Source organism: Bacillus cereus group sp. N24, from assembly GCF_016483345.1.
In the GTDB taxonomy this organism is placed as follows: Bacteria; Bacillota; Bacilli; order Bacillales; family Bacillaceae_G; genus Bacillus_A; species Bacillus_A toyonensis.
Map to the genome: position 1 here is coordinate 166,768 of NZ_JAEHCA010000007.1, position 14,041 is coordinate 180,808.

Sequence of the window (14,041 nt, forward strand, 5' to 3'; positions counted from 1 at the left end):
CATAACACTACTCCTTTATAGTATTAGTATTAGCACTTATACAGAAAGGGGACTCCAACATGTTAGCAGCTTTCCAGCAACAACATATAAGAAAATTTTCACCTATTACAAATACTTCTGCTTCTCGTTTAAACATTCAACCTAATCCACCCAAAATTTCAATTGCTCCTTCTGTTATTTCCGTTATCGGTATTCATATGCAAAAAAATAAGTTGAAAATAAAAACTGGACAAAGTGCGGATTTATCAGCTTCCGTTTTGCCAATGCAAGCAACAAATAAAGAACTTATTTGGACAAATATGAATTCTGACATCATTACCATATATCCAAAAGGAGATACGGTAACGATTACTGGAAAAAGTGCAGGAAGAGCAGTCGTAATTGTTACAACTGCTGAAGGAAAATTTCGTGACCTATGCGTCATTCATGTACAACCTTATATGACAAACCCAAAGTAAAAGAGTGGCTACGAAGCCACTCTTTTACTTTATTACAATGTGGGGATTTTTACTTTTTACGAGATTGATGAATTGTTCTTTATCTTTAGGAGAAATAATCTCTGTTTTATGTACGCCGTAAACAATTTCAAGTCGATCGAATGATAATGCGTGAGCTGCTATTGGGTTTTTCGTATTTGAAATTTGTTTTATATCTCGTATAAATATACATTTTTTTACGAGACCTGATCTAATAGTAATTGTTTCTTCACCGACAATATATTTTGTTGAAAACCAACTCCAAATAAATACTATTGCCAATGGAATTGTAAAAAACAAAAGAAAATATTCTCTCCCTGCAAATATTAGAGCAAAACAGGCGCCTAAAATAATGAAAAAGATTGAATATAACCATGCGTCTTTTTTTGATGGAAATTCCACTACACTCCCCCCTTCTTCACCTAAATTTCTACAAAACAAAAAGAGAAGTATCTTAACTTCTCTTTTCTCCGCTAACATTATAATTCCTGTGTATACACCGGCTCATTTACTACATTTTTTGCTGTTCGTTTTTGTTGCTGTAGTAAGAAAACAGATACACCAAACAATACGAGCATGCTGCCGATAATCTGCATTGCGTTTAATTTTTCTCCAAGTAAGAAGAACGCTAGTACAGACGCCCCAACTGGTTCTCCTAAAATACTCATCGAAATTGTTGTTGCATTTACGTAGTTTAATAACCAATTATTAATGACATGTGACACTGTCGGTACAATCGCAAGTAAAAGAAAAACGGTCCAGTCCCACTTCGTATAACCTGTAAAAGGCACTTGCAGCACGCTATTATAAATCCCCATAAAAATACCTGCGAATGCAAAAACTGTAAAGCTATAAATCCAGTGTGATACTTTCTTTACTGTCGTTTGCCCGATAAATAAATAACCGACAACCGCTATTACACTTAAAAAGGATAATATATCTCCATAAATTGCTTGTTTACTTAAACCTAAATCTCCCCAACCAATACACATTACACCTAATATAGCGATACCCATCGTTGCAATGGCTGAGTAGGTTGTTCTTTCTTTAAATAGAAAAAAACCTCCAACTAAAGACACGATCGGTTGAAGTGCTAAAATAATTGTCGAGCTAGCAACTGTTGTATGCTTTAAAGACTCAAACCATAAAAGAAAATGTAGCGCTAAAAAGAATCCAGATCCAATTAAAAATCCCCAATCTTTTATTTGAATCTTCTGGAACTCTTCCCGCTTCTTCCAAACGATAGGCAGCATAATAAGTACAATAATCCATAAACGATACATACTTAAGATGGAAGATGGTGCTGAGGACATCTTTACAAAAACTGCTGCGAATGAAATAGCTATAATGGAAATGGCTAACGGTAGTGCAATTGATCTTTCCTGTTTCAAATTCTGTCTCCCCTCTCACCTGTCAAAAATCCCACTTCATTATATCCGTTTTCTTTCCTAACTTAAATACTAATTTTTTAGATTCTTCGTACCATTATGGTAAAATAGAAATTAAGGCACCTATTAGTGAATCGTTCTTTCATTTTCACTATAAGCGTCGACCTTACAATCATTACAGTAAATTTTTATTTAGGGGGATCTACATGAATCAAACAATAGGGAGAATTGAGGAAATTTCATTTTATAGCGCATCACTTCAAGAAGATGTTACGCTTTTAGTTTACTTACCAGTAAATTACACGCCACTGCACAAACATACAGTTGTAATTGCACAAGATGGTAGAGATTATTTTCAGCTCGGTAAAGCACACCGTGTAATTGAAAGCCTTCGTGAAACTGAAGAAATTGACCGCACAATTATTGTCGGTATTCCATATAAAAACGTACACGATCGTAAGGAAAAATATTTCCCAAGCGATGTAAAGAATGCTGCTTACATTCGTTTCCTTGCTCACGAGCTTGCTCCATATATCGATGAAAATTATCCAACGTATCAAATGGGTAAAGGTCGCGTTTTAATTGGAGATTCTCTTGGCGGTACAGTTTCCTTTATGACTGCACTTATGTATCCGCATACATTCGGTAAAGTCGTTATGCAATCACCATTTGTTGACGAAACAGTAATGAACTTAGCAAAAGAATTCAAAGATCCACAGGCTTTAGAACTTTATCACGTCATTGGTACAGAAGAAACAGCTGTAAAGCGCACTGATGGACAAGTATCTGATTTCGTAGAACCGAACCGTGAGCTCAATACTCTTCTTACAGATAGAAATTTCATCACGCATTACGAAGAGTTTGAAGGTAATCACACGTGGAAGTATTGGCAGGCTGACTTACCGAAAGCCTTCTCTCATATTCTATCAATGAAATAATAGAGAGCAGTGTTCAGAATAATTTGATATAATAGATAAAGAGATTTATTTTTCTCAAAATCTAACTAGACTTACAAAGGGAGGAATTGGAACATGAAATTAGGCATTGTAATTTTTCCATCTAAAATGATTCAAGATAAAGCGAACGGATTGCGTAAGCGTTATGATCCGCACTACGCATTAGTTCCGCCACATATTACATTGAAAACACCCTTTGAGACGCAAGATGAACAATTAGAATCGATTGTAAACGAGCTACATACAATCGCAAATAAAACGAACCCTTTCACCCTTCATGTCGGAAAAGTTGGTTCATTCGCACCTGTTAATAATGTTCTTTATTTTAAAGTAGAAAAAACACCTGAACTTACTTTCTTAAATGAAGAAATGCATAGCGGATTATTCACGCAAGAACGCGAATACGCTTTCGTACCTCATTTAACAATCGGACAAGGTTTATCAGATGCAGAGCATGCTGATGTATTAGGTCGATTACGTATGAAAGATTTCTATTATGAACAACCAATTGATCGCTTCCATCTTCTATATCAATTAGAAAACGGAACATGGACTGTACACGAAACATTCCACCTTGGAAAGGGGAACAACTAATTTGCACGCACAGATCGTACAAACAGACGAACAACTAAGAGATGCATTCTCTGTACGTAAGCAAGTATTCGTGAATGAACAACGCGTTTCTGCTGAAGAAGAGTATGATGAGTTTGAAGAAACATCAGCACACGTTGTTATATATGATAATGATGTTCCAGTTGGTGCTGGTCGTTTTCGCACCATTGATGGAATAGGAAAAATGGAACGCATTTGCGTACTAGCTTCCCATCGTAAAAAAGGCATTGGAAAAATTGTAATGGATGCACTTGAAGCATATGCAAAAAAAAACTCGCTACCAAAATTGAAACTTCATGCCCAAACACATGCTGAAGATTTCTATAAAAAACTTGGATACGTAACGAGTTCTGATGTATTTATGGAAGCAAATATTCCTCACATCGTTATGATAAAAGAATTGTAATTTGAAAACAGGAGGTAGCCCCTCCTGTTTTTTACATTGCTATTTTCTTTTTCTTCCGCTAAAGTTAAATGTTGATGCTATAGTTTTGAAGGTGAATATATGACACAAGAAAAATTTTCACAAAAATCGTTAACACACGCTGATATTCCGCGTGCGACATATCATATTCCGAAAACATCTACCCATTTAATTATGGGAGAAGATGCAGATGCGGCGTATTTCCGCGCTCTCGAACAGCAAAATGTTTTTCTAAACGAAAAACAATTAGAAGCTGTGCGAACGACAGAAGGTCCTGTTCTTACATTGGCTGGTGCCGGAAGCGGAAAAACATCTGTTTTAACAACCCGCGTTGGTTATTTAGTAAATGTAAAACAAGTTCATCCACGGAATATTTTATTGCTTACATTTACACAAAAAGCGGCTGAAGAAATCCGAAGTCGTGTAGCAAACTTACCAGGTATGAATCGTGCCGCAAGTAGCTATGTTGTTGCTGGTACATTCCACTCTGTCTTTTTAAAATTGCTTCGTAGCCAAGGATATAATCAGCAAATTTTAGCGAATGAAAAACATAAACAAATTATGATAAAGAAAATTTTAAAAGAATTACGTTTAAAAGACGGTTATGATGCGGAAACGATGCTCGCTATGATTTCCCTTGAAAAAAACAACTTAAATCGTCCGAAAGATGTAAAAGCGAAAACACCAGTTGAACAAGAATTTAAAGAAGTATACGAACGTTTTGAAGAGGTAAAACAACGATATAATTATATCGATTTCGATGACATCTTATTAGAAACATATTATATGTTAGAAAATAACGCTCCCTTACTTACTCAATTACAACAACGTTTTCACTATATTGAAGTAGATGAGTTCCAAGATACATCGTATGCACAATATGAAATTGTAAAATTGTTAGCCACGCCAAGAAATAATTTATTTATCGCAGGTGATGATGATCAAGCGATCTATGGCTGGCGAGGAGCAAGTCACCAAATTATTTTATCTTTCCCAAAGGAATTTGATAATACAACGATTATCGCGCTTAATACGAATTATCGATCCAATCCATTTATCGTTGGACTTGGAAATGAAGTTATCAAACTAAATCAAGAGCGTTTTGATAAAGAGCTATATTCTGTTCGTGAAGAAGGTGTACAACCATTTTACGCACGACCAGCTACAACTCTTGATGAAGCAAATCAAATTTTACAGCTCATTCAAGAGAAAGTAGATAGTGGCGAACGAAACTATAAAGATTTTTGTTTACTGTATCGCACACATTCTGTAAGCCGTTCGTTACTTGATCAGCTTACAATTCATAAAATCCCGTTTATTAAACACGGTGCGAGTCAATCCTTTTACGAGCACTCTTTAATTAGACCTGTATTAGATCATTTACGACTCGTGATTGAACCGTTTCGCCTAGAATCTCTTTCTAACATATTGCCAACTATGTATATCGGCCGAGATGAGTGCATTTCTTTTATTGAACGTGAGCAATGGAAATATGGCGAAGGTCGTTTCCCTTCTCTCCTTCATTTCTTATTATTAAATCCGAGCTTGAAACCTTTTCAAGTAAAAAAGGTAAATGAGCGCATTGATTTTATTAAATTTATAAAAGAACTAGAACCGAAAAAAGCATTAAAAGAAATTATTCATGGTAAAGGAAAATATTTAGAGTACTTACAAAGTAACGATCGTTCTTCCTTTACGATGCATAAAGACATCCAAGAAGAAATGTTAGAAGAATTAATGGAGTCTGCAACTCGTTTCACCGATATTCCAGCTTACTTACAATTTATTGACGAGGCGATTCAAGGTCAAAAAGAAATGGAAGCATTAAAAACTATGCCGCAAAAAGATGCCGTTTCGCTTATGTCCATTCATAACGCAAAAGGCCTTGAGTTTCCATGCGTCTTTTTACTTGGAGCAAGCGATGGTATTTTGCCGCATACTTCTTCTTTAAAAGACGCAAATGACCGTGTAACGGAAACTTCTGAAGCACTAGAGGAAGAACGACGATTACTCTATGTCGCAATTACACGTGCGAAAGAAGAACTTTACATTTCTTCTCCGCAATTTTTCAGAGGAAAGAAATTAGACATATCTCGTTTTTTATATACTACAAGAAAAGACTTACCTGAAAAGACATCCACTAAATAAGGATGTCTTTTCTCGTACTCCCCCCTCCTATTCAAATTACCTGCTTTTATCATAAGAATTAACGTAATATCAACCATATCCCGTTCATATTGTAATAGTGTATGTCAGAACTCACGATAAGGAGTGAACATAATGAGCTGCAATTGCAACGAAGATAATCATCACCATGATTTTGATTTCAACTGTGTATCTAATGTCGTTCGTTTTATACATGAATTACAAGAATGCGCAACCACTACATGTGGATCTGGTTGCGAAGTTCCATTTTTAGGAGCACATAACACTGCATCAGTAGCGAATACACGTCCTTTTATTTTATACACAAAGGCTGGAGAACCTTTTGAAGCATTTGCACCATCAGGGAGCCTTGTTAGCTGTAGAACTCCAATTTTCCGCGTTGAAAGCATCGATGATGATGATTGTGCTGTGTTACGTGCATTAGCTGTAGTATTAGGTGATGGCTCCTCTGTACCACCTGGTGACGACCCAATTTGTACGTTTTTAAATGTACCAAATGCAAGGTTAGTATCAACCCCTGCTTGTCTTACGGTTGATTTAAGTTGCTTCTGTGCTATTCAATGCTTACGTGATGTTACGATTTAAAACTAAATAACGATTTAAGCATGGATTGGGTGGCAGAAAATTCTGCCACCCAATCCATGCTTAAAAGGTATTATTATGTATTTTTTATAAAATTGGGAACTTGTCTAGAACATAGAACCTGTCCTTTTCATTAACTGAAAGTAGAAACAGATAAAGGAGTGAAAAACATGTTCTCTTCTGATTGCGAATTTACTAAGATTGATTGCGAAGCGAAACCAGCTAGTACACTACCTGCCTTCGGTTTTGCTTTCAACGCTTCTGCACCTCAGTTCGCTTCACTATTTACACCATTACTATTACCTAGCGTAAGTCCAAACCCAAATATTACTGTTCCTGTAATAAATGATACAGTAAGTGTCGGAGATGGTATTCGAATTCTACGAGCTGGTATTTATCAAATTAGTTATACATTAACAATTAGTCTTGATAACGTTCCTACGGCACCAGAAGCTGGTCGTTTCTTCTTATCATTAGGTACGCCGGCTAACATTATTCCTGGATCAGGTACAGCGGTTCGTTCTAACGTTATTGGTACTGGTGAAGTAGACGTATCCAGTGGTGTTATTCTTATTAACTTAAACCCTGGTGACTTAATTCAAATCGTACCAGTTGAATTGATTGGAACTGTAGACGTCCGTGCGGCAGCATTAACAGTTGCACAAATTAGCTAGTAAAAAGCGGTATTTCTAAAACAGGAATACCGCTTTTTTATATTTATAATAAAAAACACTCACAGTAACATGAGTGTTTCATTCTTCATATTGTTTTATTTTGTTCTTCTTTTTCCCGCAATTACATCCCTTTTTCTTCACAAATCCTTGTTGTTGCAATTGTTCTTGATATGCCTGTTGTTGTGCTTGGTGTTGTTGCTGTATATTATACCACTGCTGCAGGTCATATAAATTTTGCCTTGGATTATTGCTCACAGCAAACATCTCCTCTACTGTCAATTCTATCTATTCACTATATGAACAACTTCTTATATCCGTTCCCTCATTCTTTTAAACTCCGCTTTTTCTCACATTTTGAAACTATATTATTCTCCTATAAAATATCCTGTAATTGTTTCAATAATTGCAGCTGCACCTGCGATAGCTAATAATGCAAGTAATGGCTCTGCAACGATTGGGATCCAATTATATAAAACTAATAAAAAAGCACTGACCCATACACCTGTACACCAATAACAACTTAATAATTCGCCAATCCATTTTCTTAATCCTTTACCTTTTACTTTTGTAAAAGTCGATACGCTTCCATCCGGTTCCGTAATCTCTAATTCATCAATAAACGGTCTTCGCAAAAAGGCTGTAATTTTATCATAAACAATTAAACGAGTGAGCCTAAAAGCAGCTAACGCGAAAATAAAAAATAAAAGCCAGCTTGTAAATAGCATGAATCCACCTTCCCTTATCTTCTTTCGCCTATTTAAAAAAAAAGGTCTTGAGATTGTGACCAAATCTCTCCGACTCCAATATCTTATTAATGTAAATACAAACAAGAAGATAAGGAGTGACATTAATGAGTTGTAACGAAAATAAACACCATAGCTCTTCTCATTGTGTAGTTGACGTTGTAAAATTCATCAATGAATTACAAGATTGCTCTACTACTACGTGTGGATCTGGTTGTGAAATCCCATTTTTAGGAGCACACAATACTGCATCAGTAGCAAATACACGCCCTTTTATTTTATACACAAAAACTGGTGAACCTTTTGAAGCATTTGCACCATCTTCAAGCCTTACTAGCTGCCGATCTCCAATTTTCCGTGTGGAAAGCGTAGATGATGATAGCTGTGCTGTACTGCGTGTGTTAACTGTAGTATTAGGTGACGGTTCTCCTGTACCGCCTGGTGACGATCCAATTTGTACGTTTTTAGCTGTACCAAATGCAAGATTAATCTCGACATCTACTTGCATTACTGTTGATTTAAGCTGCTTCTGTGCGATTCAATGCCTACGCGACGTTACTATCTAATAAGTTAAGTAAACTAAAAAACTATTGGGGTGGTAGAAGCTTTCTACCACCTTTACATATTTAAAAGCCGGCCATATCAATCGATTTGATGTCTTCTATAGATAACCGAACATCTCTCATACTATTTGGTGGCATAATGGATACAATGCCATTACGATACGATATAATCGATCCTATATATGAGACGGTAGTCGTTCTTATCCTACATCTTACTTTCGGAATGTAATGAGGACGATTTAATAAAAAATGAATTTTTTCTTCATTATTCATATCTTTAAATGATTTATTGTACGGGACGGCTCTCACTTGCTGTTGTTCTTCTTGCTCTTCTTGTTCCTCTTCTTCTATTTTTTCTTCTATTTGCTGCTCTTCTTGTTCTATCACCTCTTCCACAGCACTACTTACAACATTTTCGTTTCTATTACTTTTCTCTTCTCGGTCCTCATCTTCAAAATTCGTTAATATAATTCGTTTTATTTTCGGTGCAGCAAGTTCTAAATTTACTTGCGCAATATATAACAACGGTTTTCCAACTGTTGAACTTTTATTTTTATTCTTCACACTCGTCCCTCCCACTTCCATACGTCGCTGAATAAATCGTGTACTATTATAGTTATATTCATAACGTGGCAAGAACTTTCGTTAAAAATCGTTCTTTCTGAGAACAATAAAAAAGGACAGCCTCAACTTTTAGAGACTGTCCTTTAAAAACTATAATCAATATTTATCCTAAAATATGATATCCTGAATCAACGTGAATATTTTCTCCTGTTACACCGCGTGCTAAATCACTGAATAGGAATACTGCTGTATCTCCAACCTCTTCTGGCGTTGTAGTACGACGAAGTGGTGCACGCTCCTCGATTTCTCTTAAGATTGAGTTAAAATCGCCTACACCTTTCGCAGATAACGTACGAATTGGTCCTGCAGAAATAGCGTTCACACGAATGCCATGTTGGCCTAAATCGTTTGCTAAATATTTTACGCTCGCTTCTAATGAAGCTTTCGCAACACCCATAACGTTATAATTCTTCACAACGCGCTCACCACCAAGGTATGTTAACGTTAAAATATTTCCGCCTTCTGTCATTACTTTCTTTGCTTCTCTTGCTACAGCTGTTAAAGAGAATGCACTAATATTTTGTGCAAGTAAAAATCCATCGCGAGAAGTATCTACAAATTCACCTTTTAAATCATCACGATTTGCAAAAGCAATACAATGTGCTACACCGTGAATTGTACCAACTTCTTGCTTAATCGTTTCAAAGCAAGCTGTAAGTTCTTCATCATTCGTTACATCACAAGGTAATACAAGTGATTCTTGTCCTTCTAATGTGTCCGCTAATTCACGAACATTTCTTTCTAAACGTTCTCCTGCATATGTGAATATTAATTTTGCACCTGCATTATGCAAAGAGCGAGCAATTCCCCATGCAATACTTCTTTGGTTCGCAACGCCCATAACAACAAATGTTTTCCCTTGTAATAGTTCCATGATATATCCTCCCAGAAATACTTATACTTGTTATTAGTACCTGATACTATAATTATAGTACCATAAAACCGCTTAAAGGCAAACAAAAAAGTCATTAACATAAATTTGTTAATGACTTTTTGTTTCTATAAAAAAACGTTCTAATCCTTCTTCCCAAGAAGGCATTTGTAAAAAACCATTTAATCTTAGCATGTTATGTTGAAAGATAGAATATTTAGGCCTCGCAGCCTCCGATCCGAATTCTTCCGTTGAAACAGGTAATACATTCACATTCATATTTGCATAAGAAAATATTTTTTGTGCAAATTCAAACCAAGAACATGATCCTCTATTGGATACGTGATATGTACCGTATAAAGAAGTGTGAATGAGCTTATTAACCATCATATTTAAATCTGCCACGTACGTAGGAGAGCCAATTTGATCCGCTACAACGGTTATTTCATCTTTTTCTTTACCTAATCGCATCATCGTTTTCACAAAATTACTTCCATATTTACCATACAGCCACGATGTACGAACGATAAAATATTTATTATGTAACTCTTTGACGAACTGCTCCCCCGCATACTTAGAGGCCCCGTATATATTTATCGGCGCTGGATTATGAAATTCCCCATACCCATCCGGTCTTGCGCCCTGAAATACATAATCGGTACTAATGTAAACTAACTTAGCCCCTACTAATTGTGAAGCAACCGCTACATTTCGAGCTCCTATTGCATTTATTAAATAAGCAAGATCTTGTTCTTTCTCAGCAAGATCAACCTTCGTATAAGCTGCACAATGAATGATTATATGCGGTCTTATCCCTTGTACCACTTGCTGAACTCGGGATATGTTTGTTACATCTAGTAACTTTTTATCAAAAGGATATATGTCATATTCTTCAGGACTTAACTCTTCTTGCAGTTGCTTTCCTAACTGACCATTTGCTCCTGTTATGATAACCCGCTCTTTCATTTTCATGCCCCTTACTTTTCTTTTAGTGGTTTCCACCATTCTATATGATTTTCATACCATTCCACTGTTTCTTTTAGCCCTTGTTCAAACGTATACTGCGGTTCCCAATCAAACTCATTCTTCATTTTGTGTGCATCAATTGCATAACGACGATCATGACCTAAACGATCTGTAACAAATTCAATATCTTTTTCTGTTTTACCTAAGAGAGTAATAATTTGTTCCACAACATCTACATTTGTTTTTTCATTATTTCCGCCTATATTATATACTTCTCCTAAACGCCCCTTATGCAAAACGATGTCAATTGCACTGCAATGATCCTTTACATGTAACCAATCTCTTACATTTAATCCATCACCATATAACGGTAGTTTTTTTCCTTCTAGCGCATTCGTAACCATTAATGGAATTAATTTTTCGGGATATTGATACGGCCCATAGTTATTGGAACAACGCGTCACTACAACCGGTAATTTATATGTTTTATAATAAGATAAAGCTATCATGTCCGCGCTCGCCTTACTTGAAGAATATGGACTATTTGGAGCTAATGGGGTTTCCTCAGTAAACTTTCCTGTTTTCCCTAAAGAACCGTATACTTCATCTGTTGATACTTGTACGAGCTTAATATGCGGATACTTTTTCACTAATTCTAATAAAGTGACTGTCCCGATTACGTTTGTATCATAAAAAGGGATCGGATTTTCAATGCTACGATCTACATGTGATTCAGCTGCGAAATTTACAACTACTTGCACGTCACGTTCCTTAATAACATGTTCCAGCAGCTCTCCATTTTGAATTTCCCCTTTTACAAAAAAGTAATTCGGATGATCTTGAATAGACTTTACGTTATTTAAATTTCCGCTATATGTTAATGCATCGAAATTTATAATTTTATATGTTTCATAGCTTTGTAACATGTAATGGACAAAGTTACTTCCAATAAATCCAGCTCCACCTGTTACTAATATATTCATAAACCACTCTCCTACTTAAAAGCTATCGTCATATTCCTGAAGCAATGGTAATATTCGATCCTTATCTGACAAGATAGGATTTGCTACCGGCCATGGAATTGCTAATTCTTTATCTTCCCAAAGTAATCCAGAGTCATGCTCTGCGCTATAATACTCATCTACTTTATACATAACAAGGGTATGCGGGACAAGCGTACAAAAACCGTGAGCAAATCCTTTTGGTACCAATAATTGCCGATGATTATCCGCACTTAAAATATATCCTCTCCACTGTCTAAATGTTGGAGAACCTTTTCGCAAATCAACGATAACGTCGTAAATTGCCCCTTGCATAACTTGAATGAGTTTTGTTTGTGCTTTCGGTTTTTTTTGAAAGTGCAATCCTCGAATTGTTCCTGCCTGTGCTGAATAAGATACGTTATCTTGTACAAATGAATACGTAATTCCTAATGTTTCTAGTACCTTCTTATTATAACTCTCTGTAAAAAAACCACGCTCATCTCCAAATAACCTCGGTTCTAACAATTTTGCATCGGTAAAGTTTGTTTCTATAACTTTCATATTCTCACCTATTCTCCGTTAAACTGTTTCCCAAAGTTCATATCCTGTGCTAACGTATTCGCCCTTTGAAGAGAAGCATGAGTTCCCGCATCCGTCCACCAACCGCTCATTTCATTATAAGTAAGTACTCCTCGTTTTAAATACCAATTATTTATATCTGTAATTTCAAGTTCTCCCCTTGCGGAAGGTTTTAATTCTTTTATATAGGAAAAGACTTTCGAATCATACAAATAAATTCCCGTAACAGCATAAGAGCTTTTCGGCTCTTTCGGCTTTTCTTCAATTTCAATTATTTTTCGGTTTTGAATATGCGCTACACCAAACCTTTCAGGATCTTCTACAGATTGCAATAGCACTTTCGCACCTTCTTTTTGCTTTGTAAACTCTTCAACATACGAATGAATATCATCTGAAAAAATATTATCTCCTAATATAACTACCATACGATCATTTCCGACGAAATCTTCACAAAGACCTAAAGCTTGTGCAATCCCGCCCGCTTTATCTTGCACCCGATACGTAAAAGACACGCCAAATTCGTGGCCACTTCCTAAAAAGCTAACAACATCTCCCATATGCTCTTTACCTGTAATTATCATAATATCTGTAATCCCGCATTGTTTTAGCTTATATACTGCATGATAAATCATTGGATACCGTCCAACAGGAAGCAAATGTTTATTCGTGACTTTCGTAATTGGATATAGTCTCGATCCAGTTCCGCCCGCTAAAATAATCCCTTTCATCCTACATCTCTCCCTTATGATGGAGATAGTATATCTTTATACTGTTCTACAAACACTTTCCGATACTTCTCGTATGTATCGGCATCAAACTCATCTCCGTTATAATGAATACACCATAAATTTGCTTGATTAGGGATACCAATTAGATAGCCAGCCTTTTGAAACTCTAAAGACTGTGAAACGTCATAAAAGTGGAATCCTTGAAATAAATCTTCTCGCCATGGAATATCATACTGTGTTGCCATGAGTAAACCATCGATTGCCTGCACTGACATAAAAGATTGATTTCCATAAAACCCTTGATCTAAATTTAATAATTGATAATTCCGTCTTCTATACTCAATCACTTTCCCCACTAAATTTTTCCCTTCCCACCATATCCCGTTACTCGGTAAAAACTGAGCACCAGCGACTCCAATTAAACCAAGTTTTTCATTTTCTTTAAAAAGAGAAATAAGATTATAAAACATATCACGATTAATAAGGTACGTGTCTTGGTGTATATATACTTTATACTTTGCTGGAAATGAAAGAGCTCGGTTATATGCACTTGCCATACTTTTTGCATCTCGTATCGGGAAAATTTGCACAGCATAGCCAGGGGGAACAAAAATGTTTCTTATTTGCCTCTCGCATTGCTCGAAAAGCTTTTCATTATTTACACAAACAACGACTAATATTGTGTGATCTTTCATTTTGTAGCCCC

General features: G+C 36.0%; 19 protein-coding genes. 8 read left to right on the forward strand and 11 right to left on the reverse strand.

Annotated elements, in window-relative coordinates:
* The first annotated feature begins 59 nt into the window (after positions 1 to 59).
* Complete coding sequence (locus tag JDS95_RS13435; RefSeq protein ID WP_000878715.1) at positions 60 to 458, forward strand: Ig-like domain-containing protein; 399 nt, start codon at positions 60 to 62, stop codon at positions 456 to 458.
* 24 nt (positions 459 to 482) lie between these two features.
* Here JDS95_RS13435 and JDS95_RS13440 read toward each other — a convergent pair whose 3' ends face one another.
* On the reverse strand, positions 483 to 878 hold the full coding sequence (locus JDS95_RS13440; protein ID WP_199690549.1) for a PH domain-containing protein: 396 nt from the start codon (positions 876 to 878) through the stop codon (positions 483 to 485).
* Between the two features lie 77 nt (positions 879 to 955).
* Complete coding sequence (locus JDS95_RS13445; RefSeq protein ID WP_144466960.1) at positions 956 to 1,867, reverse strand: DMT family transporter; 912 nt, start codon at positions 1,865 to 1,867, stop codon at positions 956 to 958.
* A 203-nt stretch (positions 1,868 to 2,070) separates the two neighbouring features.
* Between JDS95_RS13445 and JDS95_RS13450 the strand changes: the two genes are divergently transcribed.
* The 6 genes from JDS95_RS13450 (at position 2,071) to exsF (ending at position 7,278) form a co-directional block, all read left to right on the forward strand.
* The gene (locus tag JDS95_RS13450) at positions 2,071 to 2,802 is read left to right on the forward strand and encodes an alpha/beta hydrolase (protein WP_001076855.1); all 732 of its coding nucleotides are present in this window, start codon (positions 2,071 to 2,073) and stop codon (positions 2,800 to 2,802) included.
* A 93-nt stretch (positions 2,803 to 2,895) separates the two neighbouring features.
* Positions 2,896 to 3,414: a YjcG family protein gene (locus JDS95_RS13455; protein ID WP_000765873.1), complete on the forward strand. Its 519-nt coding sequence runs from the start codon at positions 2,896 to 2,898 to the stop codon at positions 3,412 to 3,414.
* 1 nt (position 3,415) lies between these two features.
* Positions 3,416 to 3,838 (forward strand): GNAT family N-acetyltransferase, encoded by a 423-nt coding sequence (locus JDS95_RS13460; RefSeq protein WP_000543290.1) that lies wholly within the window; start codon positions 3,416 to 3,418, stop codon positions 3,836 to 3,838.
* 99 nt (positions 3,839 to 3,937) lie between these two features.
* Positions 3,938 to 6,004, forward strand: a complete 2,067-nt coding sequence (locus JDS95_RS13465) for an ATP-dependent helicase (protein ID WP_000191208.1) — start codon at positions 3,938 to 3,940, stop codon at positions 6,002 to 6,004.
* Between the two features lie 132 nt (positions 6,005 to 6,136).
* Positions 6,137 to 6,607, forward strand: coding sequence for a spore coat protein CotY (cotY, locus tag JDS95_RS13470; protein ID WP_001277720.1), 471 nt, complete (start codon positions 6,137 to 6,139; stop codon positions 6,605 to 6,607).
* Positions 6,608 to 6,774: 167 nt separating this feature from the next.
* The gene (gene exsF, locus JDS95_RS13475) at positions 6,775 to 7,278 is read left to right on the forward strand and encodes an exosporium protein ExsF (RefSeq protein ID WP_000492940.1); all 504 of its coding nucleotides are present in this window, start codon (positions 6,775 to 6,777) and stop codon (positions 7,276 to 7,278) included.
* Between the two features lie 78 nt (positions 7,279 to 7,356).
* On the opposite strand, the gene JDS95_RS13480 is transcribed toward exsF, so the two are convergent.
* Positions 7,357 to 7,542 (reverse strand): hypothetical protein, encoded by a 186-nt coding sequence (locus tag JDS95_RS13480; protein ID WP_033660380.1) that lies wholly within the window; start codon positions 7,540 to 7,542, stop codon positions 7,357 to 7,359.
* 101 nt (positions 7,543 to 7,643) lie between these two features.
* The gene (locus JDS95_RS13485) at positions 7,644 to 8,003 is read right to left on the reverse strand and encodes a DUF1360 domain-containing protein (RefSeq protein WP_000899661.1); all 360 of its coding nucleotides are present in this window, start codon (positions 8,001 to 8,003) and stop codon (positions 7,644 to 7,646) included.
* Between the two features lie 125 nt (positions 8,004 to 8,128).
* On the opposite strand from JDS95_RS13485, the gene exsY reads away from it, so the two are divergent.
* Positions 8,129 to 8,587: an exosporium assembly protein ExsY gene (gene exsY / locus JDS95_RS13490; RefSeq protein ID WP_001277750.1), complete on the forward strand. Its 459-nt coding sequence runs from the start codon at positions 8,129 to 8,131 to the stop codon at positions 8,585 to 8,587.
* A gap of 60 nt (positions 8,588 to 8,647) precedes the next feature.
* On the opposite strand, the gene JDS95_RS13495 is transcribed toward exsY, so the two are convergent.
* The 7 genes from JDS95_RS13495 to JDS95_RS13525 form a co-directional block, all read right to left on the reverse strand.
* Positions 8,648 to 9,169 carry a spore coat CotO family protein gene (locus tag JDS95_RS13495; RefSeq protein WP_002038172.1) on the reverse strand — a complete coding sequence of 174 codons (522 nt, stop codon included), beginning with the start codon at positions 9,167 to 9,169 and terminating at the stop codon, positions 8,648 to 8,650.
* Positions 9,170 to 9,311: 142 nt separating this feature from the next.
* Positions 9,312 to 10,082 (reverse strand): enoyl-ACP reductase FabI, encoded by a 771-nt coding sequence (gene fabI, locus JDS95_RS13500; protein ID WP_000421885.1) that lies wholly within the window; start codon positions 10,080 to 10,082, stop codon positions 9,312 to 9,314.
* A gap of 108 nt (positions 10,083 to 10,190) precedes the next feature.
* Positions 10,191 to 11,045, reverse strand: a complete 855-nt coding sequence (gene rfbD / locus JDS95_RS13505) for a dTDP-4-dehydrorhamnose reductase (protein WP_000664679.1) — start codon at positions 11,043 to 11,045, stop codon at positions 10,191 to 10,193.
* A gap of 11 nt (positions 11,046 to 11,056) precedes the next feature.
* Positions 11,057 to 12,028 (reverse strand): dTDP-glucose 4,6-dehydratase, encoded by a 972-nt coding sequence (gene rfbB / locus JDS95_RS13510; RefSeq protein WP_001024136.1) that lies wholly within the window; start codon positions 12,026 to 12,028, stop codon positions 11,057 to 11,059.
* Between the two features lie 15 nt (positions 12,029 to 12,043).
* The gene (gene rfbC, locus JDS95_RS13515; protein WP_000864168.1) at positions 12,044 to 12,589 is read right to left on the reverse strand and encodes a dTDP-4-dehydrorhamnose 3,5-epimerase; all 546 of its coding nucleotides are present in this window, start codon (positions 12,587 to 12,589) and stop codon (positions 12,044 to 12,046) included.
* 8 nt (positions 12,590 to 12,597) lie between these two features.
* The gene (locus JDS95_RS13520) at positions 12,598 to 13,335 is read right to left on the reverse strand and encodes a sugar phosphate nucleotidyltransferase (RefSeq protein ID WP_000676184.1); all 738 of its coding nucleotides are present in this window, start codon (positions 13,333 to 13,335) and stop codon (positions 12,598 to 12,600) included.
* A gap of 14 nt (positions 13,336 to 13,349) precedes the next feature.
* Positions 13,350 to 14,030, reverse strand: coding sequence for a glycosyltransferase family protein (locus JDS95_RS13525; protein ID WP_000651532.1), 681 nt, complete (start codon positions 14,028 to 14,030; stop codon positions 13,350 to 13,352).
* Between the last annotated feature and the right edge of the window lie 11 nt (positions 14,031 to 14,041).

Bases quoted from the DNA above. Each gene is read 5' to 3' on its own strand.
- JDS95_RS13435 (WP_000878715.1), top strand. From the start codon at position 60: ATGTTAGCAGCTTTCCAGCAACAACATATAAGAAAATTTTCACCTATT.
- JDS95_RS13480 (WP_033660380.1), bottom strand. From the start codon at position 7,542: ATGTTTGCTGTGAGCAATAATCCAAGGCAAAATTTATATGACCTGCAG.
- JDS95_RS13485 (WP_000899661.1), bottom strand. From the start codon at position 8,003: ATGCTATTTACAAGCTGGCTTTTATTTTTTATTTTCGCGTTAGCTGCT.
- cotY (WP_001277720.1), top strand. From the start codon at position 6,137: ATGAGCTGCAATTGCAACGAAGATAATCATCACCATGATTTTGATTTC.
- JDS95_RS13525 (WP_000651532.1), bottom strand. From the start codon at position 14,030: ATGAAAGATCACACAATATTAGTCGTTGTTTGTGTAAATAATGAAAAG.
- JDS95_RS13465 (WP_000191208.1), top strand. From the start codon at position 3,938: ATGACACAAGAAAAATTTTCACAAAAATCGTTAACACACGCTGATATT.
- exsY (WP_001277750.1), top strand. From the start codon at position 8,129: ATGAGTTGTAACGAAAATAAACACCATAGCTCTTCTCATTGTGTAGTT.
- JDS95_RS13495 (WP_002038172.1), bottom strand. From the start codon at position 9,169: ATGGAAGTGGGAGGGACGAGTGTGAAGAATAAAAATAAAAGTTCAACA.
- JDS95_RS13520 (WP_000676184.1), bottom strand. From the start codon at position 13,335: ATGAAAGGGATTATTTTAGCGGGCGGAACTGGATCGAGACTATATCCA.
- rfbD (WP_000664679.1), bottom strand. From the start codon at position 11,045: ATGAAAGAGCGGGTTATCATAACAGGAGCAAATGGTCAGTTAGGAAAG.
- rfbC (WP_000864168.1), bottom strand. From the start codon at position 12,589: ATGAAAGTTATAGAAACAAACTTTACCGATGCAAAATTGTTAGAACCG.
- JDS95_RS13450 (WP_001076855.1), top strand. From the start codon at position 2,071: ATGAATCAAACAATAGGGAGAATTGAGGAAATTTCATTTTATAGCGCA.
- rfbB (WP_001024136.1), bottom strand. From the start codon at position 12,028: ATGAATATATTAGTAACAGGTGGAGCTGGATTTATTGGAAGTAACTTT.
- exsF (WP_000492940.1), top strand. From the start codon at position 6,775: ATGTTCTCTTCTGATTGCGAATTTACTAAGATTGATTGCGAAGCGAAA.
- fabI (WP_000421885.1), bottom strand. From the start codon at position 10,082: ATGGAACTATTACAAGGGAAAACATTTGTTGTTATGGGCGTTGCGAAC.
- JDS95_RS13455 (WP_000765873.1), top strand. From the start codon at position 2,896: ATGAAATTAGGCATTGTAATTTTTCCATCTAAAATGATTCAAGATAAA.